Origin of the sequence: Streptomyces sp. NPDC127097 (assembly GCF_042724075.1) — a bacterium.
Classification (GTDB): Bacteria; Actinomycetota; Actinomycetes; order Streptomycetales; family Streptomycetaceae; genus Streptomyces.
The window spans coordinates 1-23378 of record NZ_JBHXFI010000066.1 but is presented as its reverse complement, the minus strand read 5'-3'; the positions used below and the strand labels follow the sequence as shown (position 1 = coordinate 23378).

Here is a 23378-nt window from a genome sequence, read left to right as displayed (position 1 = left end):
CGGATGCTCAGCGGGCGGCGGCCGGGCGGCCGCGGAACAGCAGCCGCGTCAGCCCGCCCAGCGCCAGGTCGGCGACGACGGCGAGCACGGCCACCAGGACCGCACCCCCGAGGACCTGCACCAGGTCGCGCTGCGCCAGGCCGTCGAAGACATAGCGGCCCAGCCCGCCGAAGCTGACATAGGCGGCGATGGTGGCGGTGGCCACGACCTGCACGGTCGCCAGCCGTACGCCGGTCATGATCAGCGGGAGCGCGAGCGGGAGTTCGACCTGCCAGAGGACCTGGTGGCCGCGGAGTCCCACGCCCTTGGCGGCGTCCTTGACCTCGGGGTCGACGGCGGCCATGCCCGCGTACGTATTGGTGATGATCACGGGCACGGCGAGCGCGACCAGCGACACGTACACGGGCCAGACGCTCAGCCCGCCCGCCAGGAACACCAGGGTGACCAGGCCGACGGTGGGCAGCGCCCGGCCGAAGGAGGAGAGGTTGACGGCGAGGAAGGCGCCGCGGCCGGTGTGCCCGATGAGCAGGCCGACCGGCAGCGCGATCACGGCCGCGGCGAGGGTGGCGAGGAGCGAGTACTCCAGGTGCTCCAGGACGCGGGTGGCGATGCCCTCGGGGCCGGACCACTGGGCCGAACTGGTCAGCCAGGCGGCGAGGTTCTTCAGGAGTTCGAGCATCGGCGCGTCACGCTGCCTTCCGCCACAGAGAGGTGCGCTGCCGGGAGGTGGTGCCGCGCCGCCAGGGGGTGCACAGCCACTGGACGGTCACCAGCAGCGCGTCGGCGACCAGGGCGAGCAGCAGGGTCAGGGCCACACCGGCGATGACCGGGGTGGGGTAGTTGCGCTGGAAGCCGTCGGTGAAGAGCTGGCCGAGGCCGCCGTAGCCGATGTAACTGGCCACGCTGACCAGGGAGATCGACATGACGGTGGCGACCCGTACCCCCGCCATGATCACCGGGAGGGCCAGCGGCAGCTCGACCGTGAGCAGGGTGCGCAGCGGCCGGGTCCCCATCGCCTGGGACGCCTCGCGGGCCCTGACCGGGACCGCGTCCAGGCCCTCGACGGTGTTCCGCACCAGCACGACCAGGGTGTACGCGGTCAGACCGACGATCGCGGTGGTGCGGGTCAGGCCGGTGACCGGCAGCAGCAGGACGAAGAAGGCGAGGGAGGGGATGGTGTAGAGGATGTTGGACGCGCCCAGGATGAAGCCGCGCAGCGGCCGTATCCGGTGCGCGAGGACCGCCAGCGGCAGCGCGATCAGCAGGCCGAGGAGGACCGCGGGGACGGCGGTGGCGAGGTGGTCCACGGTGAGCTTGGCCATCTCGTCGGCGTGGTCGGGGAACCAGCCCCACTCGATGGTCATGCGGAGGGCTCCGGGGCGGACGGCTCCGGGGCGGAGGCGGTCTTGCGGGGCGCGGCGTCCTCGGCGTCCCCGGAGGCGCGCGGCTCCGTAGTGGGCTCCGTGGCGGCCGCCGCCCGGCCCGCCTCCGCGTGGCTGCGGCCGGCCCGTTCGTGGATGGCGTCGCGGGAGGTGAGGCCGGTCAGGACGCCGTCCTCGGTGACCCGGGCGACCGCGGCGGCCGGGGAGGAGACGGCTTCGTTGAGCGCGGAGAGGAGCGAGTCGGTGTCGCGCAGCGGCCGTACGGCCTCCAGGGGGGCCTCGCCGGCGGTGCCCGCGGCGGGCAGCGCGTCGGTGTCCAGCCAGCCCAGCGGTGCGCCGCGCGAGGAGGTCACCAGGCGCCAGCGGTCGCCGTCGCGGGAGATCCCGCCGACCGGCTCGTCCGCGCGTATCGCCCCGCCGGGGGCGTACGGCACATCCGCGAGGCCGGTGAGCGAGAGCAGCTTCAGACCGCGCTCGGCGCCCAGGAAGTCGGCGACGAAGTCATCGGCCGGACGGGCCAGCAGCTCGGCGGGCGCGGCGCACTGGACGAGCCGGCCGCCGGTGCGGAAGACCGCGATCCGGTCGCCCAGCCGAACCGCCTCGTCGATGTCGTGGGTGACGAAGACGACGGTCTTGCGCAGCTCCTCCTGGAGCCGCAGCAGCTCGTTCTGGAGCTGGGTGCGGACGACCGGGTCGACCGCGCCGAACGGCTCGTCCATCAAGAGGACCGGCGGGTCGGCGGCGAGCGCACGGGCCACGCCGACGCGCTGCTGCTGGCCGCCGGAGAGCTGGTGCGGATAGCGCTTGCCGGCGTCGGCGGGCAGGCCGACCAGCTCCAGCAGCTCGGCGGCGCGGGCGCGGGCCTTGCGCCGGCCCCAGCCCAGCAGCAGCGGGACCGTCGCGATGTTGTCCAGGATCGTACGGTGAGGGAAGAGACCGGACTGCTGGATGACGTAGCCGATGCCGCGGCGCAGCTCGGCGGCGTCCGCCTCCAGGATGTCGCGGCCGCCGACGCTGATCGTGCCGGATGTCGGTTCGACCATGCGGTTGACCATCCGCAGGGTGGTCGTCTTGCCGCATCCCGACGAGCCGACGAGGACGGTGACGCCGCCCTCGGGCAGGTCCAGGGACAGCTCGTCCACGGCGGTGGTGCCATTCGGGTATCGCTTGCTGACTGCGTCGAACTTGATCATCCGCTGCCCCTTGCCCGGCCTGCATAGCATCATGCAGAGTCTTAGGCACGTGAATAGAAGTCAATAGGTGGGACCGCATCGCCTGTTACCCCGCCTTTTACTTCGGCTCACCGTACGGAACGAGGTGTCGGACTTCCGTTCATAAAGCGCGTTAAAAGAGGGAGTTGAGCCCCTTGGTTTCCCACATGCTGGACAACGGCCGACGCATCACGCTCGACGGCAGCGCTCTGCGCACCACCGATATCGCCGCCCTCGCCGAGCGCACCGCACACCCCACGGCGCCCGACCCCAAGGCATTCGCCCGCGCCGGGGAATCCTGGGAAACCGCCCGCCGCCTCGCCGCCGGCGGCCGGGTCTACGGGCGCAGCACCGGCGTCGGCGCAAACCGCACGGAGGACGTCGGGGCCGCCGACGCCGAGCACGGACTGCGGCTGCTGCGCAGCCACGCCGGCGCGATCGGCGACCCGCTGCCCGCCCGCGAGGTCCGGGCCATGCTCGCGGTACGCGCCAACCAGCTGCTGGCGGGCGGCGCCGGCCTGAACCCCGCCGTCATCACCGCCCTGCTCGACGCCCTGGACGCCGGCGCCCACCCCGTCGTCAACGAACACGGCGCGGTCGGCACCGGCGACCTGGCCGCGCTCGCCCAGACCGGCCTCGCGCTGGCCGGCGAACACCCCTGGCACTGCGCGCCCGGCGGCCGGGCCCCCGCCCCCATCGCCCTCGACAACAACGACGCCCTCGCCCTGATCAGCAGCAACGCCCTCACCCTCGGCCAGTCGGCGCTCGCCCTCGACGAACTGCGCCGGCTGCTGGCCGCCTCGCTCCCGGTCGCCGCGCTCTCCCTCCTCGCGGTCGGCGGCTCCTACGAACCCTTCGCCGAGCCGGTCATGCTCGCCCGCCCGCACCCCGGCTCCGCGGCCGCCGCCGCCCGGCTGCGCGCCCTCTCCGGCATCCCGACCCGCCCCGGCGCTCCCCTCGGCCGCATCCAGGACCCGTACGGCTTCCGCTGTCTGCCGCAGATACACGGCCCGGCACTGGACGCCGCCGACACCCTGGACGGGGTGCTGACCGTCGAGGTGAACGCCGCCGCCGAGAACCCGCTGATCAGCATCGAGGACCAGGCCGCCTACCACCACGGCAATTTCTACGCCGCGCATGCCGCGCTCGCCCTGGACACCTTCCGGCTCGCCGTGCTCCAGACCGCCCGGCTGTCCACCGCCCGGCTCGCCGCGCTCTCCGAGCCCGACCTCACCCGGCTGCGGCCGTTCCTGGGCGACGCGGCGCCCGCCAGCTCCGGCGTGATGATCCTCGAATACGCGGCCGGCGCGGCGCTCGGCGAGATGCGCGCGGTCTCCCACCCGGCCTCACTCGGCCACGCCGTCCTCTCCCGCGGCGTCGAGGAACAGGCCAGCTTCGCCTCCCTCGGCGCCCGCCAGGCCCTGCGCGCCTGCACCTACTACCGCCAGATCCTGGCCTGCGAACTGGTCGCCGCCATCCGCGCCCTGCGCATGCGCTCCCTGGAACCCGACCCCGGCCTTCCCCTCGCCACCGCCTTCTCGCTGGCCGCGGAGGCCCTCGACCCGCGGATGGAGGACCGTCCGCTGACCGATGACGTGGCGGTGGCGATGGGGCTGCTGGACGGGGTGGCGGGGGTGTGAGGGGCGTGGGTGTGCGGCGGGGCGGGCCGGCGGCTCGGCGGGCGCCGGCGCCCGGGGCGGCCCCGTACGGCCGGATCGCGTGGCGTACCCGGGACCGGAGCGGGCCAGGAATTCCGTACAGTCGGTCGACACAGGACAAGGCCCCCGACCGGGCCGGGAAGAAGAGGCGATGAGCGGGGACGGGGACAACGGCGGCGGTGCGGGTGGCGCGGGCGGCACCGGTGGGACGGGTGGCGCGGGCGGCGACGGGTCGCGGGACCTGGCCGGTACGACGCGGGGCGCGCGGGGCGCCGAGGGGCCGGACGCCGGCATGAATGCCGGTGCGGACACGGGTATGGACACCGGCACCGCCGCCCGGCTCCAGAAGCTCTTCGAGGGCCACCGGCTGACCCCCACCCAGCGCCGGATCGCCCACTGCATGGTGCGCCGGGCCGCCGACGCGCCGTTCCTCTCCAGCGTCGAACTGGCCGAACTGGCCGGTGTCAGCCAGCCGTCCGTCACCCGCTTCGCCGTCGCCCTCGGCTTCGACGGCTACCCGGCGCTCCGCCGCCATCTGCGTGAGGTCGCCCCCACGGACAAGCCCGACGACACCGGCTCCTACAACGAGTACCAGCAGGCCGTGCAGGCCGAGATCGACAACCTCCGCCATCTCGCCGCCGCCCTCGCCGACCCGTCGCCGGTGATCGAGGCCGGCCGCCTCTTCGCCGCCTCCCGCCCGCTGCCCGTCCTCGGCCTGCGCGCCGCCACCGCCCAGGCCGCCGGCTTCAGCTACTTCGCCCGCAAGGTCCACCCCGACGTCCGGCTGCTCGACGAGGGCGGCACCATGCTCACCGACCGCATCGACGCCGCCGTACGCGCCGGTGCGAGCGCCCTCCTCTGCTTCGCCCTGCCCCGCCACCCCCGCGAGGTCGTGGACGCGCTGGAGTACGCCCGCACGGCCGGTCTGACCGTCGTCACCGTCGCCGACAGCGCCTTCGCCCCCGTCGCCCACCACACCGACCTCCTCCTCCCGGCCCCCGTCGGCACCGGCCTGGCCTTCGACACGGCCTGCGCCCCCATGCTCCTGGGCCGCGTCCTCCTGGAAGCCATGTGCGACGCCCTGCCCGACGCCCAGGCCCGCCTGGAACAGTTCGACGCACGGGCGGCGGCCCGGGGGCTGTTCGTGGAGTGAGCCGGGGCCAAGCGAGGGCCGGGCAGGGGAGCGCAGCGGCATGCGGAACGGCCGGCGCGTGGAGTGACGTGAGGCAGGCGGGGCGGACCTCACCCGTTCCGGTGGCGTCCGCGGGGTGCGGCGCTCTCGCTGCTCCTGGATTCGCTCCTGGGTGCGCTCCCGGATTCCGTTCCTGGACTCCGCTCCGGCACGCCGGCCTGGGACGCCGTTTCTGACTGCTGCCTTGGCCCGCCCCGGTCTCCGTCCCTGTCCCCGTCCCCGTCCCCGCCGGCCGGCGGCTCGGCTACGGCCGGCCGAGGTCGTGGAGGGACGCCGCATGGGCGGAGCCGCTCTCCGTGGTGAGTTCCTCCAGGGTCTGCGGGGTGCGGATGGTCGCGAAGCGGAGGGCGCCGTCGGAGTCCGGGGCGTAGCCGTAAATCCCGGGGCGGGGGAGGGAGTTGTAGGCGAAGTGGGTGGAGAAGTAGTACGCGCCGGTGTCCAGGAGGGCGGCGTGGTCGCCGGCCTCCAGGAGGGGGAGCGGCCGGTTCTCGGCGACCAGGTCACCCGCGAAGCAGCACGGCCCCGCGATGTCCTGGCCGACCGGAGCGCCCGTCTTGGGGCGCCCCTCGGCGTCGTAGCCGGCGACCCGGATCGGCCATGCCTCGGGGACGAAGACCGTACGGGTGGCGACCTGGGCGCCGGCATGGGTGACCGCGATCGGCCGGCCGCCGGCCGACTTCGCGTACTCGACGCGGGCGAGGACCGTGCCGTGCTTGGCGAGCAGTGAGCGGCCGAACTCGGTGACGAGGCCGTAGCGTCCGGACAGCAGCCCGGGCACGGCCGCGTGGAGCAGCGCGGCGTACTCGTGGTAGGTCGGGCTCTGGGCGTCCGAGGAGAAATTCACCGGCAGTCCGCCGCCGATGTCGAGGGTGTCGATCTGGCGCCGGCCGGCCTTCTCGTTGATCTCCTCGGCCAGCAGGAACAGCGCCCGTACGCCCGCCGCCATCAGCTCCAGCGGCATGCCCTGCGAGCCGACATGGGCGTGCAGCCGGGTCAGCCACGGGCGGGCGAGGAAGGCGTTGACGACCCACTCGCGGGCGCCCTCGTCGCGCAGCGCGACACCGAACTTGGAGGTGTCGGTGGCGGTGCTCATCGCCCCGATGGTGCCGCCGCCGATCTGCGGATTGACCCGTAGGCCGATCGGCGCGGAGCTCGGCGCGGAGGCCATCAGCGCGTCGATCCGCGCCAGTTCCTCGGGGTTGTCGGCGTTGACGGCGATCCCGAGGGCCAGCGCCTCCCGCAGCTCGGCGAAGGTCTTGGCGGGCGAGTCCAGGACGGTCCGCGCGACCGGCACCCCGGCGGCACGGGCCAGCGCCAGCTCACCGGGGCTGGCCACCTCGCAGCCGAGCCCCTCCTGCGCGAGCAGCTTCAGTACGGGCACGAGCGAGGCGGCCTTCACCGCGAAGGCGTGCAGGATCGGGGTGCCCGGAGCGGTGAACTCCTCGAACGCGGCGCGGAGTTCACCCACCGAACGCCGGATCCCGGCGATGTCCAGCAGCCCGACCACGGGCTCCTCGGCCCCCACCAGCCCCCGCGCGACGGCTGCCTCTACGGCTCGGTCTCGGTCCGTGAACGTCATGACACAACTCCATCATCGGCTGGGGGTACGACGCCAACGCACACCGGGAGCATGGCAGGGGCGGGGGAGAAGACGCTGGTCAGACCGCTCCCGAGGCTTCCCGGGGCCCGCTCCCGAGGCTTCCCGGGGCCCGCTCCCGAGGCTTCCCGGGGCCCGCTCCCGAGGCTTCCCGGGCCCGCTCCCGAGACTTCCCGGGGCCCGCTCCGGCGCCGGCGTCGGGCCAGAGCGGGCGCGCGGAGTGCCGCCGGATCGAGCGTGCCCCCGGCCGTTCCTCTCCGGATCGAGCGTGCCTCCGGCCGCCCATCCCTCCCCGGATCGACCGGCCCGGCCGCCGCGGGACCGTCTGTCCCCTGTGCAGACGGTCCCCGCGCAGACGGAACCTGAGCAGGCGGTCCCAGAGCAGACGGTCCCGCGCCGCCCAGGCCGCCCCGCCCCGCCCGGCCCCCTTGCCCCCGCCCGTCCTCAGACCCCCCGTCCCCCGCTCAGCGACGCCTTGCGGTGGCGTTCGGCGAGGCGGGAGCCGGATTCGCGGCGGGCGGCGCGGCGGAGGAGGGGTATGGCGAGGAGGAAGCCGAGGACGGCCCAGGCGGTGAGTATCAGGGCCACGGTCGGGAGTTCCCAGGAGCCGGCCGGCTCCGCGGCGCGGGCGGCGTCCGGCAGGAGCGCCGAGCGCAGGCCCTGCGCCATCCACTTGAGCGGGAAGACCGAGGCGATCTTCTGGACCACCGAGGGCAGCGAGCCGAGCGGGAACATCGCCCCGGAGGTGATCAGCAGTGCCATGACGGGCAGCATGATCAGGGCAAGGGCTTCACGGGGGTTCGGGAGCACGGCGCCGATGGCCGCTCCCAGCGGAACGACGGCGAGCAGGCCGAGCGCGCTGACCCACAGCAGCGTCAGCCAGCCTGCCGGCCCGTGCGGCAGCGGGCCGTCCACCAACAGCGCGGCCGTTCCCAGCAGCAGGACCAGCGTGCCGAACGCCATCGCGACCACCAGCAGTGACTTGGCGATGAGATAGGCCGGTATGCCGCCGGGGGTGGCACGCAGCCGCAGCAGCGCGCCCTCCTCGCGCTCGGTCACCAGGATCTGCGGGAGGTTGACCAGCCCGATCTGGAGCAGCAGATAGGCGGCGAAGCCCGAGAGCGTCAGATGGGCCATCGGGATCTGGGTGCCGGGCACCTTGTCGCTGATGTAGCCGGCGACCATCAGTGCCACGACGACATTGACCAGATGGCCGCTCAACTCCTTGGGGTTGCGCAGGAGATGGCGCAGCTCGATGCCGCCGCGCAGGAAGCCGGCCCGCCAGTAGCGGCGGCGGGGGTGCGGAGCGCCGGCTTCCCGGGGTGCCACAGCGGTCGGGCGGACCGGGCCGGTGGCGCCCGCCGGCGCCGGGGGCGTGGTCGGCGTGGTGCCGGCCCCCTCGGTCGTGTCCGTCGACGCTGTCGTTTCCGTCCCAGCCGTTTGCGTCCCAGCAGTTTCCGTCCCGGCTGTCATGTCGGTCCCCCTCATGCGGCTCGCTTCTCCCCGTCCGAGGCCATGGCCCCGCTCGCGCCCGTGGTCCCGGTGCCGGCGCCGTCCCCGGCGTCCCGGTGGACCATGTGCAGATAGGTGTCCTCCAGCGTCGGTCGCCGGACCTCCAGGTCGGCGACCGGTCCCCCCGTCTCCCGGTGGAGTTCCCAGACCAGCTGGGACGGGTCCTCGGTCCGTTCGCGCCGGGCCGTACCGTCGGGCGCCGTCCAGCGGACCTCGGCCCGGGCGGCGGCCCTGCAGGCCAGTTCCGACGGGGTGCCGTGGGCCCGGATCCGGCCGTTGACCAGCATCGCTATGCGGTCGGCCAGCCGCTCGGCCTCGGCCAGGTCGTGGGTGGTGAGCAGGATCGTGACGCCCTCGTCGCGGGCGAGCCGTTCGACCAGATCGTGGAAGTCGCGCCGGGCCTCGGGGTCGAAGCCGGTCGTCGGCTCGTCCAGGAAGAGGAGTTCGGGGCGGCCGACGATGGCGAGTGCGACGTCCAGCCGGCGGCGCTGGCCGCCGGACAGCCGGTCAACCTGCTTGCGGGCGTGCTCGGTGAGGCCCACCAGGGCGAGGAGTTCGGCCGGGTCGCGCGGCCGCGGGTAGTACGTGGCGAAGTGCGTCAGCAGCTCGGCGACCTGCCAGCGGCGGTGGTCGCGCCAGGACTGAAGGACCAGCCCGATCCGTGCGCGCCAGGCGTCGTCGCCGCGCGCCGGGTCCGTGCCCAGCACGGCGACCTCGCCGGTGGAGCGCTGCCGGAATCCCTCCAGGATCTCGACGGTGGTGGTCTTCCCGGCGCCGTTGGGGCCGAGCAGCGCGAAGATCTCGCCGCGGTGGATGTCCAGGTCGATGCCGTGCAGGACATGAGCGCCGCCGTACGACATCCGCATGTCGCGCACCCGGATGACGGGTTGGGGGGTGGGGGAGCCCGTGGGTGCCGGAGCCGTCACGGCCTGGACTACGGGCTGGTGGTCGGTCGTCGTCATCGGCCCGCCTTCGCGTGGTGTTGCCGTTGCTGGGTGACTGATGCCGTCGGGGCGGCGGCCTCCGGCGCCTTCGCGGCCGCCGCGGCGGGCCCCGCGCCCTCGACGATGGCCTGGAGCGCGGCCACATGTCCCTCGAAGGCGGTCCGGCCGCGGCTCGTCAGCCGTACCTTGGTGCGGCGTTTGCGGCCGCCGCCTTCCTTGCGGATCTCCAGATATCCGGCCTCTTCCAGGGTGTGCAGCTGCTTGGAGAGCGCGGAGTCGCTGAGCGAGAGGCTGTCGCGGATGAAGGGAAAGTCGGCCCATTCCGTGGCGGCGAGCAGCGCCACCACGGACAGCCGGGTGGAGGGGTGGATCAGTTCGTCGAAGCCGCTCGGGGTGCTCATCGGACCGCCTTCCGGTGGGTGACGCCGCCGGCCCGGTCGCGGAGCGTGCGGACCGCCCAGCGGTTCGCCGGGCCGACGAAGAGCAGGAAGGTGGCCGCCGAGAGGGTGGCCTGGACGAGGCTGCCGAACGGCAGCGCCAGCCACTCGACCAGACGGCCGGAGAGCAGGATGGCCACGAGGGTCACCACCATGCCCGCGAAGAAGGTCGCGAACGACCGCCAGCTGTGGCGCGAGCGGTGCAGCCGCATCCGCGTGCGGCGGTTGTAGACCACCGCCAGGGTGCCCAGCACGGCGATATAGGCGGTCAGTGCCAGCCAGAACGCCCACCTGGGCAGATCCAGGCCGGAGACGGCGAGGAACGTCCACATGATGGCGGCGGTGGTGTACGTCGCCCCGGTGTCGCTCTGGGCGGTTCTCTCGATCTCGTCGTACACCCGCTCCTGCGGCACCCGGATGCGTTGTAGGTCCTGCCATGCCTGTTCGGCATCCACGGTCGTGGTCATGGCCATCGCCTCCCCAAGGCGGTCGAGCGTTCCCCGTTTACTTGCCTACTGGGAAAGTTAGCGCAGACTTTCCCGGTGGGCAAGTCAAAAATCGCGGAGGGGCCGGCCGGTTCGCGCGGCTCGCCGCGCGAAGCTCACCGCGCCCTGTTGACTAGCACTATTCATCGACCCCAATATGTGAATAGCTCAATCCATTCGACGTCAGGGAGGCAGGGCCCATGTCGGGACCGCGACCCGTGCGGGCACCGCGCGGTACGGAGCTGAGTGCTCGGGGATGGCAGCAGGAAGCCGCGCTGCGCATGCTCCAGAACAACCTCGATCCGGAGGTGGCCGAGCACCCGGACAAGCTCGTCGTCTACGGCGGCACCGGCAAGGCCGCACGTGACTGGCGCTCCTTCGACGCGATGGTGCGCACGCTCACCACGCTCAAGCAGGACGAGACGATGCTCGTCCAGTCCGGCCGGCCGGTCGGCGTGATGCAGACGCACGAATGGGCCCCGCGGGTGCTCATCGCCAACTCCAACCTCGTCGGCGACTGGGCCAACTGGGAGGAGTTCCGCCGTCTGGAGGCCCTCGGCCTGACCATGTACGGGCAGATGACCGCCGGTTCGTGGATCTACATCGGCACCCAGGGCATCCTCCAGGGCACCTACGAGACCTTCGCCGCCGTCGCCGCCAAGAAGTTCCACGGCACGCTGGCCGGGACCATCACCCTCACCGCCGGCCTCGGCGGCATGGGCGGCGCCCAGCCGCTCGCCGTCACCATGAACGACGGCGTCGCGATCTGCATCGACGTCGACCCGCGCGCGATCGAGCGCCGGATCGAGCACCGCTACCTGGACGTGAAGGCGGACAGCCTCAAGCACGCCCTCGAACTCGCCGTCGAGGCCCGCGACCAGCGCAAGCCGCTCTCCATCGGTCTGCTCGGCAACGCCGCCGAACTGCTGCCGCAGATGCTCGCCGAGGGCGCCCCGATCGACATCGTCACCGACCAGACCAGCGCCCACGACCCGCTGGCCTATCTGCCGGTCGGTATCGACTTCGACGACATGGCCGCCTACGCCGCCGAGAAGCCCGCCGACTTCACCCAGCGGGCGCGCGAGTCGATGGCCCGGCACGTCGAGGCCATGGTCGGCTTCATGGACGCCGGCGCCGAGGTCTTCGACTACGGCAACTCGATCCGCGGCGAGGCCCAACTCGCCGGATACGAGCGGGCCTTCGCCTTCCCCGGCTTCGTCCCCGCCTACATCCGGCCGCTGTTCGCCGAGGGCAAGGGCCCGTTCCGCTGGGCCGCGCTGTCCGGCGACGCCCGTGACATCGCCGCCACCGACAAGGCGATCCTGGACCTCTTCCCGGAGAACGAGTCGCTGGCCCGCTGGATCAAGATGGCCGGTGAGCGGGTCCACTTCCAGGGCCTGCCCGCCCGGATCTGCTGGCTCGGCTACGGCGAGCGTGACAAGGCCGGTGAGCGCTTCAACGAGATGGTCGCCGACGGCACCCTGCGCGCCCCGCTGGCCATCGGCCGGGACCACCTCGACTGCGGCTCCGTCGCCTCGCCCTACCGCGAGACCGAGGCCATGAAGGACGGCTCGGACGCGATCGCCGACTGGCCGCTGCTCAACGCCATGGTCAACGTCGCCTCCGGCGCCTCCTGGGTCTCGCTGCACCACGGCGGCGGCGTCGGCATGGGCCGCTCCATCCACGCCGGGCAGGTCACCGTCGCCGACGGCACCCCGCTGGCCGGCGAGAAGATCCGCCGGGTGCTCACCAACGACCCCGGCATGGGCGTCATCCGGCATGTCGACGCGGGCTACGAGCGCGCCGACGAGGTGGCCGCCGAGCGCGGCGTCCGCATCCCGATGCGCGAGGGCGAAGGCGGGGGCGCGTGACCTCCTCGTTCCACGAGATGTGGGAGGAGCTGCGGCCCCTGGGCCGCGACTCCTCCTCCGGGGGCTACCGCCGCTACGCCTGGACCGGCGCCGACGCCGACTGCCGGGCGTGGTTCCGGTCCCAGGCCGAGGCCCGTGGGCTCGCCTACGAACTGGACCGCAACGGCAACCAGTGGGCCTGGCTCGGCGCCACCGGCTACCAGGACGTGGCCCCCGGCGACGCCGTCGTCACCGGCTCCCACCTGGACTCCGTCCCGGACGGCGGCGCCTTCGACGGCCCGCTGGGTGTCGTCTCCTCCTTCGCCGCGCTGGACGAACTGCGCCGGAGGGGAGCGGAGTTCGGCAAGCCGCTGGCGATCGTCAACTTCGGTGACGAGGAAGGCGCCCGCTTCGGCCTGGCCTGCGTCGGCTCCCGGCTCGCCGCCGGGGCGCTGACCCCCGAGGCCGCGCACCGGCTGCGCGACGGCGACGGCATCACCCTCCCGCAGGCCATGGAGCGCGCCGGATACGACCCCGAGGCCATCGGTCCGGACCCCGAACGGCTCGCCCGGATCGGCGCGTTCGTCGAACTCCACGTCGAGCAGGGCCGGGCCCTGGACCTGACCGGCGACCCCGTCGGCATCGCCTCCGCCATCTGGCCGCACGGCCGCTGGCGGTTCGACTTCCACGGCGAGGCCAACCACGCCGGCACCACCCGCCTGGAGGACCGCCGGGACCCGATGCTCAGCTATGCCGCGACCGTGCTCGCCGCCCGCGAACAGGCCCGGCTGGCCGGGGCGCTGGCCACCTTCGGGAAGATCAGCGTGGAGCCGAACGGCGTCAACGCCATCCCCTCGCTGGTCCGCGGCTGGCTCGACTCCCGCGCCCCCGACCAGGACACCCTCGACACCGTGATCACCGGGATCGAGCGGGCCGCCGCCGAGCGCGCCGCCCGCGACGGGGTGGACCTGACCGTCGTCCGGGAATCCTTCACCCCCGTCGTGGAGTTCCAGCACGCCCTCCGGGACGAGCTGAGCGCGATCCTCGGCAAGACGGGGGAGCGGGCCGTGCCGGTCCTGGGCACCGGCGCCGGGCACGACGCCGGTATTTTGTCCGGCACCGTCCCCACCGCGATGCTGTTCGTCCGCAACCCCACCGGGGTCTCGCACTCGCCCGCCGAATCGGCCGACGAGGACGACTGCGTCGCCGGGGTCACCGCACTCGCCGACGTACTGGAGGGGCTGGCGTGCCACTGACGCCGCAGGCAACACCGACGACGTACTGGCTCGAACACGCCTGGCTCGGCACCCACGTCGAGCCGGGCGTGGCCGTGGACACCGCGGACGGGCGGATCACCGCCGTCCGTACCGGGGCGGACACCCCGCCGCCCGGCGCCACCGCGCTGCGCGGCCTGACCCTCCCCGGTCTCGCCAACGCCCACTCGCACGCCTTCCACCGCGCCCTGCGCGGGGCCGTCCAGGTCGGCACCGGCACCTTCTGGACCTGGCGCGAGACCATGTACAGCGTCGCCGACCGGCTGACCCCCGACACCTATTTCACCCTCGCCCGCGCCGCCTACGCCGAGATGGCGCTGGCCGGCATCACCTGCGTCGGCGAATTCCACTATCTGCACCACGCGCCCGGCGGCACCCGCTACAGCGACCCCAACGCCATGGGCGAGGCGCTGCTCGCCGCCGCGGCCGAGGCCGGCATCCGCATCACCCTGCTCGACACCGCCTATGTCTCGGCCGGCTTCGGCGCCGCGCCCAACCACCACCAGCTGCGCTTCTCCGACGGCACCGCCGACCGCTGGGCCCAGCGCGCAGAGGCACTCAAGGAGCGCCCGCACGCCCGCATCGGCGCCGCCATCCACTCCGTGCGCGCCGTCCCCGCCGGGCAGCTCGGCACCGTCGCGGACTGGGCCCGCGAACGGCAGGCCCCCCTGCACGTCCACCTCTCGGAGCAGACCGCCGAGAACGACGCCTGCCGCGACGCCCACGGCGTCACCCCCACCCAACTGCTCGCCGACCACGGCGCGCTGGGCCCCCGCACCACCGCCGTGCACGCCACCCACCTCACCGATGAGGACATCGCGCTCCTCGGCGGCTCCCACACGGGCGTGTGCATGTGCCCCACCACCGAACGCGACCTCGCCGACGGCATCGGCCCGGCCACCCGGCTCCAGGGCCGCGGCAGCCCGCTCTCCCTCGGCAGCGACAGCCACGCCGTCATCGACCTGCTCGAAGAGGCCCGCGCCATGGAGCTCGACGAACGGCTGCGCACCCACACCCGCGGGCACTGGACGGCCGCCGCCCTGCTGCGCGCCGCGACCGCCGACGGTCACGCCGCCCTGGGCTGGGACGACGCCGGAACCCTCGAAACCGGGTCGCTCGCCGACCTCACCACGATCGCACTGGACTCCGTACGCACCGCCGGGCCACCGCCCCGGCTGGCCGCCGAAACGGCGGTATTCGCCGCCTCCGCGGCGGACGTACGACACACCATCGTCGGCGGGCGGCAGATCGTCCGGGACGGTGTGCACACTCTTGTCCCCGACGTACCCACCGCCCTCGCAGCATCCATCGCCGCCGTACGCGGCTGAAGGAGAACACCCCCGCGATGACGACGACCTCCGCGCCCACCACCGCCATCACCCACATCGCCCAGCTCGTCACCAACGACCCCTCCCTCGGCGAAGGCCCCCTCGGTCTGATCCAGGACGCGGCGGTCGTCATCGACGGCGACCGCATCGCCTGGGTCGGTCCCTCCAGCAAAGCACCCGCCACTGACAACGCCGTCGACGCCGGCGGCCGGGCAGCCATCCCCGGTTTTGTCGACTCCCACTCCCACCTGGTCTTCGCCGGTGACCGTACCGCGGAGTTCAACGCCCGGATGTCCGGCCGCCCTTACTCCGCCGGCGGCATCCGCACCACCGTCGCCGCCACCCGCGCCGCCACCGACGAGGCCCTGCACGCGAACGTCGCCCGCTACCTCGCCGAGGCGCTCCGCCAGGGCACCACCACCCAGGAGACCAAGTCCGGCTACGGGCTCACCGTCGACGACGAGGCCCGCGCGCTGCGCATCGCCGCCGAGCACACCGACGAGGTCACCTTCCTCGGCGCGCACATCGTCCCGCCCGACTACGCCGACGACCCGGCCGGCTATGTCGACCTGGTCACCGGCCCGATGCTGGACGCCTGCGCCCCGCACGCCCGCTGGGTCGACGTCTTCTGCGAGATGGGCGCCTTCGACGGCGACCAGGCCCGCGCCGTCCTCACCGCGGGACAGGCCAGGGGCCTGGTGCCGCGGGTGCACGCCAACCAGCTCGGCCACGGGCCCGGCGTCCAGCTCGCCGTGGAACTCGGCGCCGCCTCCGCCGACCACTGCACCCACCTCAGCGCGGCCGACATCGACGCCCTCGCGCAGTCCGACACCGTCGCCACGCTGCTGCCGGGCGCCGAGTTCTCCACCCGCGCCCAGTGGCCCGACGCCCGTCCGCTGCTCGACGCCGGCGCCACCGTCGCCCTGTCCACGGACTGCAACCCCGGCTCGTCCTTCACGAGTTCGATGCCGTTCTGCATCGCGCTGGCCGTCCGCGACATGGGCATGACCCCCGACGAGGCCGTGTGGGCGGCGACCGCGGGCGGCGCCCGCGCACTGCGCCGCACGGACGTCGGCCGGATCGCCCCCGGCGCCCGCGCCGACCTCGCCCTCCTGGACGCGCCCTCGCACGTCCACCTCGCCTACCGGCCGGGCGTCCCGCTCGTATCGGCCGTGTGGCACAAGGGAGTCCGCGTCTGACAGCGGTCAACGGACGGTCCGCGCGCGCCGGTCGTACGCCGCGCGGACCGCGGCACCCAGCCGCCCGTACACAGCGAAGGAGGGCCCGTCCCGAGTACCCCGGGGCAGGCCCTCCTTCGCGCGGGCGGCTGCCGGCCGTGGTGGCCGGCAGGGACCGCGGGTCCCTCACTCGTCGATCATCAGCCCCTTGCGGAGCCGGACGAGGGTGCGGGAGAGCAGACGGGAGACGTGCATCTGGGAGATGCCCAGCTCCTCGCCGATCTCGGACTGCGTCATGTTGGCGACGAAGCGCAGCGAGAGGATCTTGCGGTCACGCGACGGGAGTTCGGCGATCAGCGGCTTGAGGGACTCCACGTACTCGATGCCCTCGAGCCCGTGGTCCTCGTAGCCGATGCGGTCCGCCAGCGCGCCTTCGCTGTCGTCCTCCTCGGGCTGGGCGTCCAGCGAGCTCGCGGTGTACGCGTTGCTCGCGGCCATCCCCTCGACGACCTCGTCACGGCTGATGTCGAGCCGCGCGGCGAGTTCGTGCACCGTGGGGGCGCGGTCCAGCTTCTGCGCGAGTTCATCGCCGGCCTTGGCGAGGTCCAGACGCAGTTCCTGAAGCCGCCTCGGTACCCGCACCGACCAGCTGGTGTCGCGGAAGAAGCGCTTGATCTCGCCGACGATGGTCGGCATCGCGAACGTCGGGAACTCGACGCCACGGCTGAGTTCGAAGCGGTCGATCGCCTTGATCAGGCCGATCGTGCCGACCTGGACGATGTCCTCCATGGGCTCGCTGCGGGAGCGGAACCGGGAGGCCGCGAACTTCACCAGCGCGAGGTTGAGCTCGACCAGGGTGTTGCGGACGTACGCGAATTCGTGGGTCCCTTCCTCGAGCGTTTCGAGTCGCTCGAAGAGGGTCTTGGACAGAGCCCTCGCGTCCACCGGGCCCACCTCGTCGAACGGCGGGATCTCGGGCAGATCGTCGATCTCGGTCAGTGCCGCCAGATCTGATTCGGCGGGCAGCGACTGGGAAGGGATATGCCCGGTCGGGTCGGACGGGGGTGTCGACGATGCGGGCTGCCGGGTGTCGTCGGTGCGCAATTCGTCGAGCCGGGGTGACATGGTCTCCTCCATCGTTCTCGGCATATGGCTGCCGATGCCTCTACGCGAAGCTGCGGTGTGCGGCGCCTCCAAAGCCGGCCGTTTCGAATGTGTGCTTCTACGCCTACCTGGCTTTGGCTGAAGATGGCAAGTGCGTGTTGTCCGTATATTGAGCAATATGCGGATTGTTCAGCTACCGAGAGGCGTCAGGAAGGCGTAGGGTTCGACGAGCGCAGTCGGTAAGCAAACAGTCGTCTAGACAGCAAGAGGGGTGCGCGCGCATGGACCGCGGGACGGTCGGCAGTGCAAGCCGGGGCCGGCTTCACGTCGAGATCCGCCATCACGGCGCCAGCGCGGTGGTGACGGTCTCCGGTGAGCTGGATCACCATACGGCTGATCTGTTGCGTGAGTCACTGGAAGGCTGCGTGGACGACGGCTATGCACGCCTGGTGGTGGACTGCTCACCCCTTGAGTTCATGGACTCCACCGGTCTCAATGTGCTGCTCGGCGCGCGCCTGAAGGCGGAGGCCGAGGGGGGCGGGGTGCATTTGGCGGGGATGCAGCCGGTGGTGGCCCGGGTCTTCGAGATCACGGGCGCGGAGGCGGTCTTCACGGTGCACGACTCGCTCGACGCGGCGCTGGCCGACTGACGTGACAGCGAAGCCCGGAAGGTTGCATTCCGGGCACGTAGTACGTGTCACAACTTCCGTACCCAAGAAGTGGGTGTTCTCACGGCCCGGTCGGGCAGGAGACATCTGAATCCTTGAATCAGTCAGTATCTGTTTTCCGTGAACAGGCGAATCGGTGAGGTGAAGCGCTGATGAGCACCACCCGGCCGTACCCGCCGGGCGATCTCGGCCCGGAGCCGGGCGGCGCCGGCGCTTCCGCCGCCCCGGCAGCAGCCCTCCCGGCGGGCCAGATCCGTCGGCTGCGCCTGGCGGGCGCCCGCGGGGCCGTGGCGCGTGGCCGTGACTTCGCCCGGCAGGCGCTGCACGACTGGGGCTGGCTGCCGGCGGCCGGTGCGGACCGGCGGGCCGCGGCGGAGGATGTGCTGCTCGTCGTCTCGGAGCTGGTCACCAACGCCTGTCTGCACGCCGAGGGGCCCGAGGAGCTGCGGCTGCGCTGCACCGGCAAAGTGCTGCGCCTGGAGGTCAGCGACCTCGGCGCGGGCCAGCCGGCACCGCGCAGCCCGCACCGTCCGGGCCGTCCCGGTGGTCACGGCATGTTCATCGTGCAGCGGCTGTGTCTGGACTGGGGCGTGGTGCGCCACCCCGACGGTGCGGGCAAGACCGTATGGGCGGAGCTCGCCGCGCCGTCCTGAAGGGGCGGCTTCGCCGGAGAAGAGTTGAGCGCGGGCCCAAGGGCCCGCGCTTCGTCGTGTGCGGAACATTCCGTTCGGCGCCTCCGGGGCGCCGCGCTCCCGGCCGGATTCTCCCGCTGCCCCGGGCCCGGGGCGATCGGGGCTGCGCATTGCCTTCCCTCGGCAAGGTCCCCGGCGTACCTTGAGCGGCCAATCTGATGTGCCGTCAGTAACATCCGGCGGTGCGCTCACGGGAGAAGGGGAACCGAGGTGGCCCGCTTCTACGAACAGCACGGCAGGCGCCCGAGCCGGGCGGCCGGTCTCGCCGTGGCCGTGGCGATGGCGGCGGGGTCCGCGGTGATGCTCACCGCACCGGCCGCCCATGCCCAGGTCGTCGACGTCAACTACCAGTGCAGAACACCGATCGGCAACAAGGGCGCGGTCTCGCCGATCGACATCAAGAGCACCGCGAGCGGTGGCGCGTACAAGCTCGTCATGTCCTTCCAGAAGGGCGTCTCCTCCAGCCCGGTCGAGCTCGGCAAGGGCGCCATGAAGCCGACCGCGCTGATCCAGCTGGGCGGCGCGGAGAGCGGTACGGTGCCGGTCGCCGGGCCGCCGAACGACCAGGCCATTCCGGCCAACACCCCCATCAAGATCAGTGACTTGAGCGGCACCTATACGCCCAAGGGCAGCGGCAAGGTCACCTTCACGGCGTCCACCCTCACCATCAAGGCGCTGGGCACCACCACGACCTGTACGCCCAGCAATCACCCCGGGCCCGCGCTGACCCTGGACGTGAAGGGGTCCGGCGGCGCCTCCGGGAGCACCGGCGGTTCCGCCACGGGCGGCGGCTCCGCCGGCGGGCAGCTGCCGCAGACCGGACCCGCGGACTCCGCCGTCGCGCTGGGCACCCTCGGCGGCACGGTGCTGCTGGCCGGTGCGGCCGGTGCGCTCTGGCTGACCCGCCGTCACCAGCGGGTGTGACCCGCCGCGCGGGCGGCCAGGACCCGCGCGGTGCCCCGCCGTTCCCCGTACGCCCCGCTTCCCCGGCCGGCACGGGGAGGCACCCCCTCGCACCAGGAGCCGCCGATGCCGTTCCGTACCCGCACAGCGGTCAGCGGTGCGTTCCTCGCGACCGCCGCCGTGCTGCTGTGCCCCGCCGCGGCCGCGGCCCGGCCGGCCGCCGCACCGGGGGCGCCCCCGGGCTGGTCCGCCGCGCCCGCGCCCGCCGACGGCACCGCACCGAGCGACCGGGACCGCCCGTACTTCTACCTGGCGGGCGCGCCGGGCACCGTCATGAACGACCGGCTGTCCCTGCGCAACCCCGGTGGCCGGGCCGTCACGGTACGGCTGCGCGGCTCCGGCGGATGGCTCGCGTTCGCCGCCAAGGAGGTGACGGTCCCGCCGCGCACCCGGGCGACCGTCCCGTTCACGGTGACCGTGCCGCCGGACGCGGCCCCCGGTGACCACTCCGCCGAACTGGTCGCCACCACGGGCGGCACGGGGCGCGGCCCGGCCCGGCGGGACGCCGTACCGGTGCATCTGCGGGTGACCGGGCCGGTGCTGGCCGCGCTGACCGTGGAGAACGTGTCGGTGCGCGGCCGGGGCGGGGCGGCGGTCATCCGGTACACGCTGGTCAACCGGGGCAACACGGTGCTGACCCCGCGGGTCGCGGTGCGTGCCGACGGGCTCTTCGGCCCGGTGCTGCGGCGGGCCGCCCGGACCCTGCCGGACCGGCTGGCCCCCGGGCAGAGCGCCGATCTGACGGAGACCTGGGCAGATCCGCCCGGTCTGGACGCGGTGCGGGTGCGGCTCACGGTGACCGCGGGCGGCGGGGCGCACGGGTCCGCCACCGCCGCGTACACCGCGCTCCCTTGGGGCGTCGTCGCCGGGCCGGTCTTCCTCCTGGCGGGCGCGGGCGGCCTGGTGGTCGTCCGCCGTCGGCGCCGGGCCAAGGGGACGGGCGGCGGACGGGGCGGCGGACCCGTGCGCGGCGCGGCCGGCGCGGCGCGGCCGTCCGAAGGGGAAGCGGCGGACCCGGCAGCGGAGTTGGCGAGTACCGGATCAGGAGCGCGCGGGTGAACGGCGAGACGGGTACGGGCAGGTCGGGCAGGCCGACGGACAGCGGTGGGGCCGGTGCGGGGGTGCTCCGGGCGGCGCGCGCGGCGGAGCGCGCCGTACGACGGGGGAGACGGCGGGCCGCGGCCGCGCTGCTGCTGTCTCTGGCCCTCGCGCCCGCCCTGCCCCTGCCGCCGGCCGCGGCAGCGCAGGCCGCTCCGTACGCCGCCGCCCACACCCCGTACGCCTCCGCCCCGTACGCCACCGCCGCCGACGGCAAACCCACCGTCCGGCTCTCCGCCAAGGAGGCGGGCAAGGGCGGCAGCGTCACCGTCACCGGCCGCGGCTGGCGGCCCAAGGCGCTGCTCACGCTGCTGATCTGCGGACAGAACATGATCGGCGGCACCAACGCCTGTGCCAACGGCGACGGGCGGGCCGTCACCACCGATACGCACGGCGCGTTCCGCCGGAAGCTGCCGGTCGCCGAGCCGCCCAAACCCTGCCCCTGTGTGGTGCATGTGGCGACCGTGACCGGTGCGGCGGCCGACGCGCAGGCGCCGTTCAAGGTGGCGGGCCACCCCGTGGCGCCGCTGCCCGAGCAGCGCACCGGCGGCCGGCTGGCGGTCGTCGCCCAGCCCCGGCTGACGGGCAGCAGCAACCTGCTGACCTGGTTCGGCGCCCCGGCGCAGCGCGAATTGCGGGTCACCGTCGGCAATCTCGGCTCCGCGCCGGCCAAGGACCCGGTCTTCCAGGTCGGCACCTCCCACGGCGTTTTCGCGCCCCAGTGGGCGGAGCAGCAGTGGCGGGGGACCGTGCCCGCCGGGAAGAAGGCCGAGGTCCGGCTGCCGGTCGAGCTGCCGGCCGGCGCGCACGGGGACTATCTGGTCTCCCTCAAATACGGCGGCAAGGTCCTGGTCGAGCAGCCCTGGGGGGTCGGCAGGCCCTGGGGCGTGACGCTGTTCTGGGTGCTGCTCTGCGTGGTGGTCCCGACGGCGGTGTTCCGCATCGGGATGGCCGTCGTGGACCGGGTCCGCCCGCACCTGCCGGGCCGGGACCGCGGGCGCTCCGCGGGCCGGACGCGGCCGGCCGGCCGCACCCACGCCGCCGGCCGGCCGCCCGGCGCGGCCGGCACCGGACAACGCATCAGGAACCGAACCGCGCGGGAGCGCGCCGGAGACGGCACCGGTACGCCGGACGACTCCGCCGCGCTGCCGTGGTTCACCCCGGACACCGCACCGTCCACCACCACATCAACCGAACGACCGACGTCGAAGGGTTCTGCGTGATGAGGCAACGGAGGAGAGCCGCGGTGGCCGCGACGGCCGCGCTGATGCTCGCGGGTGCGGGCATCATGACCGCGGCCGGCACCGCCCAGGCCGCGGAGGTGTCGTACAAGACGGAGTGTCTGCCGCCGCCGATATCCGGGCTGCCGCCGATCCAGGGCACCACGAAGGTGGCGGTCAGCGCGCCGGCGACGGCGAAGGTCGGCGAGGAGATCGAGGTGGTCTGGAAGACCGTCGAAGGGGCCTCCAAGAACCCCGACATCCTCGATCTGGGAGAGAACACGGTCCAGCCGACCGGCACGGTCAAGGTGGCCGGCGCCCAGACCGGCGACCTGGCGATGCAGGGACCACGGGAGAATCCGCCGATCCCCAAGGGCGGCGCGATGAAGCTGTCCGACATGAAGGGCAAGCTCAAGCTGACGAAGCCGGGTGAGGTCACCCTGGCGCCCGGCTTCTACAACATCAACGTCAACCAGCCGATCTCGACGGACACCAAGTGCTCGCCGAAGGAGACGGTGCGGCCCGCGGTCACCATCAAGGTGACCGACGGCGGGGGCGGTTCCGGCGGTACGACCGGCGGCAGCACGTCCGGGACCACGTCGGGGACCACCTCCGGCACCACCGGCGGCAGCACGACCGGGACGACGGGCGGCACCACCACGGGCGGCGGTTCGGCCGGTACGTCCTCCGGGGGCGGCACCGACGGCGGTACGTCCTCCGGCGCGTCCGGCGGCTCGGCCTCCGGCGGCTCCGGCGGCACCGGCGGCGACCCCGACGGCACCGCGTACCAGGGCAAGGAGGTCGAGGTCCCCTACGCCTGCAAGACGCCGATCGGGGACAAGAAGGCGACCTCACCGGTCCGGATCAACGCCGTGAAGAAGGGCGGCGGTTACGACCTGACGGTCAAGTTCAGCAAGTCCGTCATGGACAGCCCGGCGGACATCCCCAAGGGCTCGGTCAAGCCGTCGATGGCCGTCAAGGTCGGCGGCGCGGACAAGGGGTCGGTGAAGGTCGAGGGCCCGACGAACGCCGGGCCCATCAAATCGGGCCAGCCGATCGAGATCCCTGATCTGAAGGGCACCTACAAGCCGGGGGCCACCGGCAAGGCCACGCTCACCCCGGGCGTGCTCACCGTCAACGCCCTCGGGACGACGACCACCTGCACCCCGGAGAAGGACCCGGGCGTCTCGCTCGCCCTGGACACCTCGGCGCAGCCGGGCGGTACGTCCGGCGGCTCGGCGGGCGGTGCCGCCGGCGGCGCGGCGGCCTCCGGCGGCAGCGCCGGACCGGCCGGCGTCTCGGGCGGCGGCAGCGGCGGCCTCGCCGAGACCGGTGCGGGCGACCACGGCGCGCTCACCGCGCTCGGCCTCGTCGCCGGCACCGTCATCCTGCTGGGCGGCGCGGTGTTCACGTTCCTGCCGCGGCGCCGGGAACGGGTCCGCTGACGCGGTCCGTCCACGGCACGCACGAAGGGGGCGGCCCACACGGGGGGGGGAGCCCCCCAACCAGGTAAGGGGCCCGCCCGCCCCCCGAGTAGACCCCCCGCAATAACAAAAAACCCAATCAGCCCGCGCAACATACCCAG

The 23378-nt window shown here is 73.4% G+C and carries 21 protein-coding genes; 12 read left to right on the top strand and 9 right to left on the bottom strand.

Annotated elements, in window-relative coordinates; translation table 11 throughout:
• Nucleotides 1-7 precede the first annotated feature (7 nt).
• From ACFWJW_RS32790 to ACFWJW_RS32780, 3 genes are read right to left on the bottom strand one after another with little or no spacing between them, the layout of a single operon-like run.
• Nucleotides 8-679, bottom strand: coding sequence for an ABC transporter permease (locus ACFWJW_RS32790; protein WP_387247975.1), 672 nt, complete (start codon nucleotides 677-679; stop codon nucleotides 8-10).
• Nucleotides 680-686: 7 nt separating this feature from the next.
• On the bottom strand, nucleotides 687-1364 hold the full coding sequence (locus tag ACFWJW_RS32785; protein WP_387247973.1) for an ABC transporter permease: 678 nt from the start codon (nucleotides 1362-1364) through the stop codon (nucleotides 687-689).
• Nucleotides 1361-2575 (bottom strand): ABC transporter ATP-binding protein, encoded by a 1215-nt coding sequence (locus ACFWJW_RS32780; protein WP_387247971.1) that lies wholly within the window; start codon nucleotides 2573-2575, stop codon nucleotides 1361-1363. Before ACFWJW_RS32780 ends, ACFWJW_RS32785 begins: the two co-directional genes overlap by 4 nt.
• A 185-nt stretch (nucleotides 2576-2760) precedes the next feature.
• On the opposite strand from ACFWJW_RS32780, the gene ACFWJW_RS32775 reads away from it, so the two are divergent.
• Together ACFWJW_RS32775 and ACFWJW_RS32770 are read left to right on the top strand one after the other, a co-directional pair.
• The gene (locus ACFWJW_RS32775; RefSeq protein ID WP_387248004.1) at nucleotides 2761-4233 is read left to right on the top strand and encodes an aromatic amino acid ammonia-lyase; all 1473 of its coding nucleotides are present in this window, start codon (nucleotides 2761-2763) and stop codon (nucleotides 4231-4233) included.
• A 169-nt stretch (nucleotides 4234-4402) separates the two neighbouring features.
• Complete coding sequence (locus ACFWJW_RS32770; RefSeq protein ID WP_387247969.1) at nucleotides 4403-5404, top strand: MurR/RpiR family transcriptional regulator; 1002 nt, start codon at nucleotides 4403-4405, stop codon at nucleotides 5402-5404.
• 283 nt (nucleotides 5405-5687) lie between these two features.
• Here the strand turns inward: ACFWJW_RS32770 and ACFWJW_RS32765 are convergent, their stop codons facing one another.
• From ACFWJW_RS32765 to ACFWJW_RS32745, 5 genes are all read right to left on the bottom strand, one after another.
• On the bottom strand, nucleotides 5688-7022 hold the full coding sequence (locus tag ACFWJW_RS32765; protein ID WP_387247967.1) for a diaminopimelate decarboxylase: 1335 nt from the start codon (nucleotides 7020-7022) through the stop codon (nucleotides 5688-5690).
• 462 nt (nucleotides 7023-7484) lie between these two features.
• Nucleotides 7485-8369 (bottom strand): ABC transporter permease, encoded by an 885-nt coding sequence (locus ACFWJW_RS32760; protein WP_387247965.1) that lies wholly within the window; start codon nucleotides 8367-8369, stop codon nucleotides 7485-7487.
• Between the two features lie 155 nt (nucleotides 8370-8524).
• Complete coding sequence (locus tag ACFWJW_RS32755) at nucleotides 8525-9514, bottom strand: ABC transporter ATP-binding protein (protein WP_387247963.1); 990 nt, start codon at nucleotides 9512-9514, stop codon at nucleotides 8525-8527.
• Nucleotides 9511-9897 carry a transcriptional regulator gene (locus tag ACFWJW_RS32750; protein ID WP_387247961.1) on the bottom strand — a complete coding sequence of 129 codons (387 nt, stop codon included), beginning with the start codon at nucleotides 9895-9897 and terminating at the stop codon, nucleotides 9511-9513. The genes ACFWJW_RS32755 and ACFWJW_RS32750 overlap by 4 nt, the downstream gene beginning before the upstream one ends.
• Nucleotides 9894-10400 carry a hypothetical protein gene (locus tag ACFWJW_RS32745; protein WP_387247959.1) on the bottom strand — a complete coding sequence of 169 codons (507 nt, stop codon included), beginning with the start codon at nucleotides 10398-10400 and terminating at the stop codon, nucleotides 9894-9896. Before ACFWJW_RS32745 ends, ACFWJW_RS32750 begins: the two co-directional genes overlap by 4 nt.
• 218 nt (nucleotides 10401-10618) lie before the next feature.
• Between ACFWJW_RS32745 and hutU the strand changes: the two genes are divergently transcribed.
• The 4 genes from hutU to hutI are packed head-to-tail and all read left to right on the top strand — an operon-like array spanning nucleotide 10619 to nucleotide 16069.
• Nucleotides 10619-12289: a urocanate hydratase gene (gene hutU / locus ACFWJW_RS32740; RefSeq protein ID WP_387247957.1), complete on the top strand. Its 1671-nt coding sequence runs from the start codon at nucleotides 10619-10621 to the stop codon at nucleotides 12287-12289.
• A 17-nt stretch (nucleotides 12290-12306) separates the two neighbouring features.
• Entirely contained in the window at nucleotides 12307-13524 is a 1218-nt protein-coding gene (locus tag ACFWJW_RS32735) for an allantoate amidohydrolase (protein WP_387248002.1), read from the top strand.
• Nucleotides 13515-14870, top strand: coding sequence for a formimidoylglutamate deiminase (locus ACFWJW_RS32730; protein WP_387247955.1), 1356 nt, complete (start codon nucleotides 13515-13517; stop codon nucleotides 14868-14870). The genes ACFWJW_RS32735 and ACFWJW_RS32730 overlap by 10 nt, the downstream gene beginning before the upstream one ends.
• 17 nt (nucleotides 14871-14887) lie before the next feature.
• A complete protein-coding gene (gene hutI, locus ACFWJW_RS32725) occupies nucleotides 14888-16069 on the top strand; it encodes an imidazolonepropionase (RefSeq protein ID WP_387247953.1) in 1182 nt (393 codons plus the stop codon).
• 165 nt (nucleotides 16070-16234) lie between these two features.
• Here the strand turns inward: hutI and ACFWJW_RS32720 are convergent, their stop codons facing one another.
• Nucleotides 16235-17173 (bottom strand): RNA polymerase sigma factor SigF, encoded by a 939-nt coding sequence (locus ACFWJW_RS32720; protein ID WP_387248000.1) that lies wholly within the window; start codon nucleotides 17171-17173, stop codon nucleotides 16235-16237.
• Nucleotides 17174-17433: 260 nt separating this feature from the next.
• Between ACFWJW_RS32720 and ACFWJW_RS32715 the strand changes: the two genes are divergently transcribed.
• From ACFWJW_RS32715 to ACFWJW_RS32690, 6 genes are all read left to right on the top strand, one after another.
• Nucleotides 17434-17802 (top strand): STAS domain-containing protein, encoded by a 369-nt coding sequence (locus ACFWJW_RS32715; protein WP_018093152.1) that lies wholly within the window; start codon nucleotides 17434-17436, stop codon nucleotides 17800-17802.
• A 170-nt stretch (nucleotides 17803-17972) separates the two neighbouring features.
• Complete coding sequence (locus tag ACFWJW_RS32710; protein WP_386691992.1) at nucleotides 17973-18473, top strand: ATP-binding protein; 501 nt, start codon at nucleotides 17973-17975, stop codon at nucleotides 18471-18473.
• A gap of 249 nt (nucleotides 18474-18722) precedes the next feature.
• Nucleotides 18723-19436, top strand: a complete 714-nt coding sequence (locus ACFWJW_RS32705) for an LPXTG cell wall anchor domain-containing protein (RefSeq protein ID WP_387247951.1) — start codon at nucleotides 18723-18725, stop codon at nucleotides 19434-19436.
• Nucleotides 19437-19541: 105 nt separating this feature from the next.
• A complete protein-coding gene (locus ACFWJW_RS32700) occupies nucleotides 19542-20534 on the top strand; it encodes a hypothetical protein (protein ID WP_387247949.1) in 993 nt (330 codons plus the stop codon).
• 62 nt (nucleotides 20535-20596) lie between these two features.
• Nucleotides 20597-21796: a hypothetical protein gene (locus ACFWJW_RS32695; RefSeq protein ID WP_387247998.1), complete on the top strand. Its 1200-nt coding sequence runs from the start codon at nucleotides 20597-20599 to the stop codon at nucleotides 21794-21796.
• The gene (locus ACFWJW_RS32690; RefSeq protein ID WP_387247947.1) at nucleotides 21796-23238 is read left to right on the top strand and encodes a hypothetical protein; all 1443 of its coding nucleotides are present in this window, start codon (nucleotides 21796-21798) and stop codon (nucleotides 23236-23238) included. Before ACFWJW_RS32695 ends, ACFWJW_RS32690 begins: the two co-directional genes overlap by 1 nt.
• Nucleotides 23239-23378: the final 140 nt, after the last annotated feature.

Excerpts from the sequence above, each read along its gene's own strand:
- ACFWJW_RS32790 (WP_387247975.1), bottom strand. The coding sequence starts at position 679 with ATGCTCGAACTCCTGAAGAACCTCGCCGCCTGGCTGACCAGTTCGGCC.
- ACFWJW_RS32785 (WP_387247973.1), bottom strand. The coding sequence starts at position 1,364 with ATGACCATCGAGTGGGGCTGGTTCCCCGACCACGCCGACGAGATGGCC.
- ACFWJW_RS32780 (WP_387247971.1), bottom strand. The coding sequence starts at position 2,575 with ATGATCAAGTTCGACGCAGTCAGCAAGCGATACCCGAATGGCACCACC.
- ACFWJW_RS32775 (WP_387248004.1), top strand. The coding sequence starts at position 2,761 with ATGCTGGACAACGGCCGACGCATCACGCTCGACGGCAGCGCTCTGCGC.
- ACFWJW_RS32770 (WP_387247969.1), top strand. The coding sequence starts at position 4,403 with ATGAGCGGGGACGGGGACAACGGCGGCGGTGCGGGTGGCGCGGGCGGC.
- ACFWJW_RS32765 (WP_387247967.1), bottom strand. The coding sequence starts at position 7,022 with ATGACGTTCACGGACCGAGACCGAGCCGTAGAGGCAGCCGTCGCGCGG.
- ACFWJW_RS32755 (WP_387247963.1), bottom strand. The coding sequence starts at position 9,514 with ATGACGACGACCGACCACCAGCCCGTAGTCCAGGCCGTGACGGCTCCG.
- ACFWJW_RS32750 (WP_387247961.1), bottom strand. The coding sequence starts at position 9,897 with ATGAGCACCCCGAGCGGCTTCGACGAACTGATCCACCCCTCCACCCGG.
- ACFWJW_RS32745 (WP_387247959.1), bottom strand. The coding sequence starts at position 10,400 with ATGACCACGACCGTGGATGCCGAACAGGCATGGCAGGACCTACAACGC.
- hutU (WP_387247957.1), top strand. The coding sequence starts at position 10,619 with ATGTCGGGACCGCGACCCGTGCGGGCACCGCGCGGTACGGAGCTGAGT.
- ACFWJW_RS32735 (WP_387248002.1), top strand. The coding sequence starts at position 12,307 with ATGTGGGAGGAGCTGCGGCCCCTGGGCCGCGACTCCTCCTCCGGGGGC.
- hutI (WP_387247953.1), top strand. The coding sequence starts at position 14,888 with ATGACGACGACCTCCGCGCCCACCACCGCCATCACCCACATCGCCCAG.
- ACFWJW_RS32720 (WP_387248000.1), bottom strand. The coding sequence starts at position 17,173 with ATGTCACCCCGGCTCGACGAATTGCGCACCGACGACACCCGGCAGCCC.
- ACFWJW_RS32715 (WP_018093152.1), top strand. The coding sequence starts at position 17,434 with ATGGACCGCGGGACGGTCGGCAGTGCAAGCCGGGGCCGGCTTCACGTC.
- ACFWJW_RS32710 (WP_386691992.1), top strand. The coding sequence starts at position 17,973 with ATGAGCACCACCCGGCCGTACCCGCCGGGCGATCTCGGCCCGGAGCCG.
- ACFWJW_RS32700 (WP_387247949.1), top strand. The coding sequence starts at position 19,542 with ATGCCGTTCCGTACCCGCACAGCGGTCAGCGGTGCGTTCCTCGCGACC.
- ACFWJW_RS32690 (WP_387247947.1), top strand. The coding sequence starts at position 21,796 with ATGAGGCAACGGAGGAGAGCCGCGGTGGCCGCGACGGCCGCGCTGATG.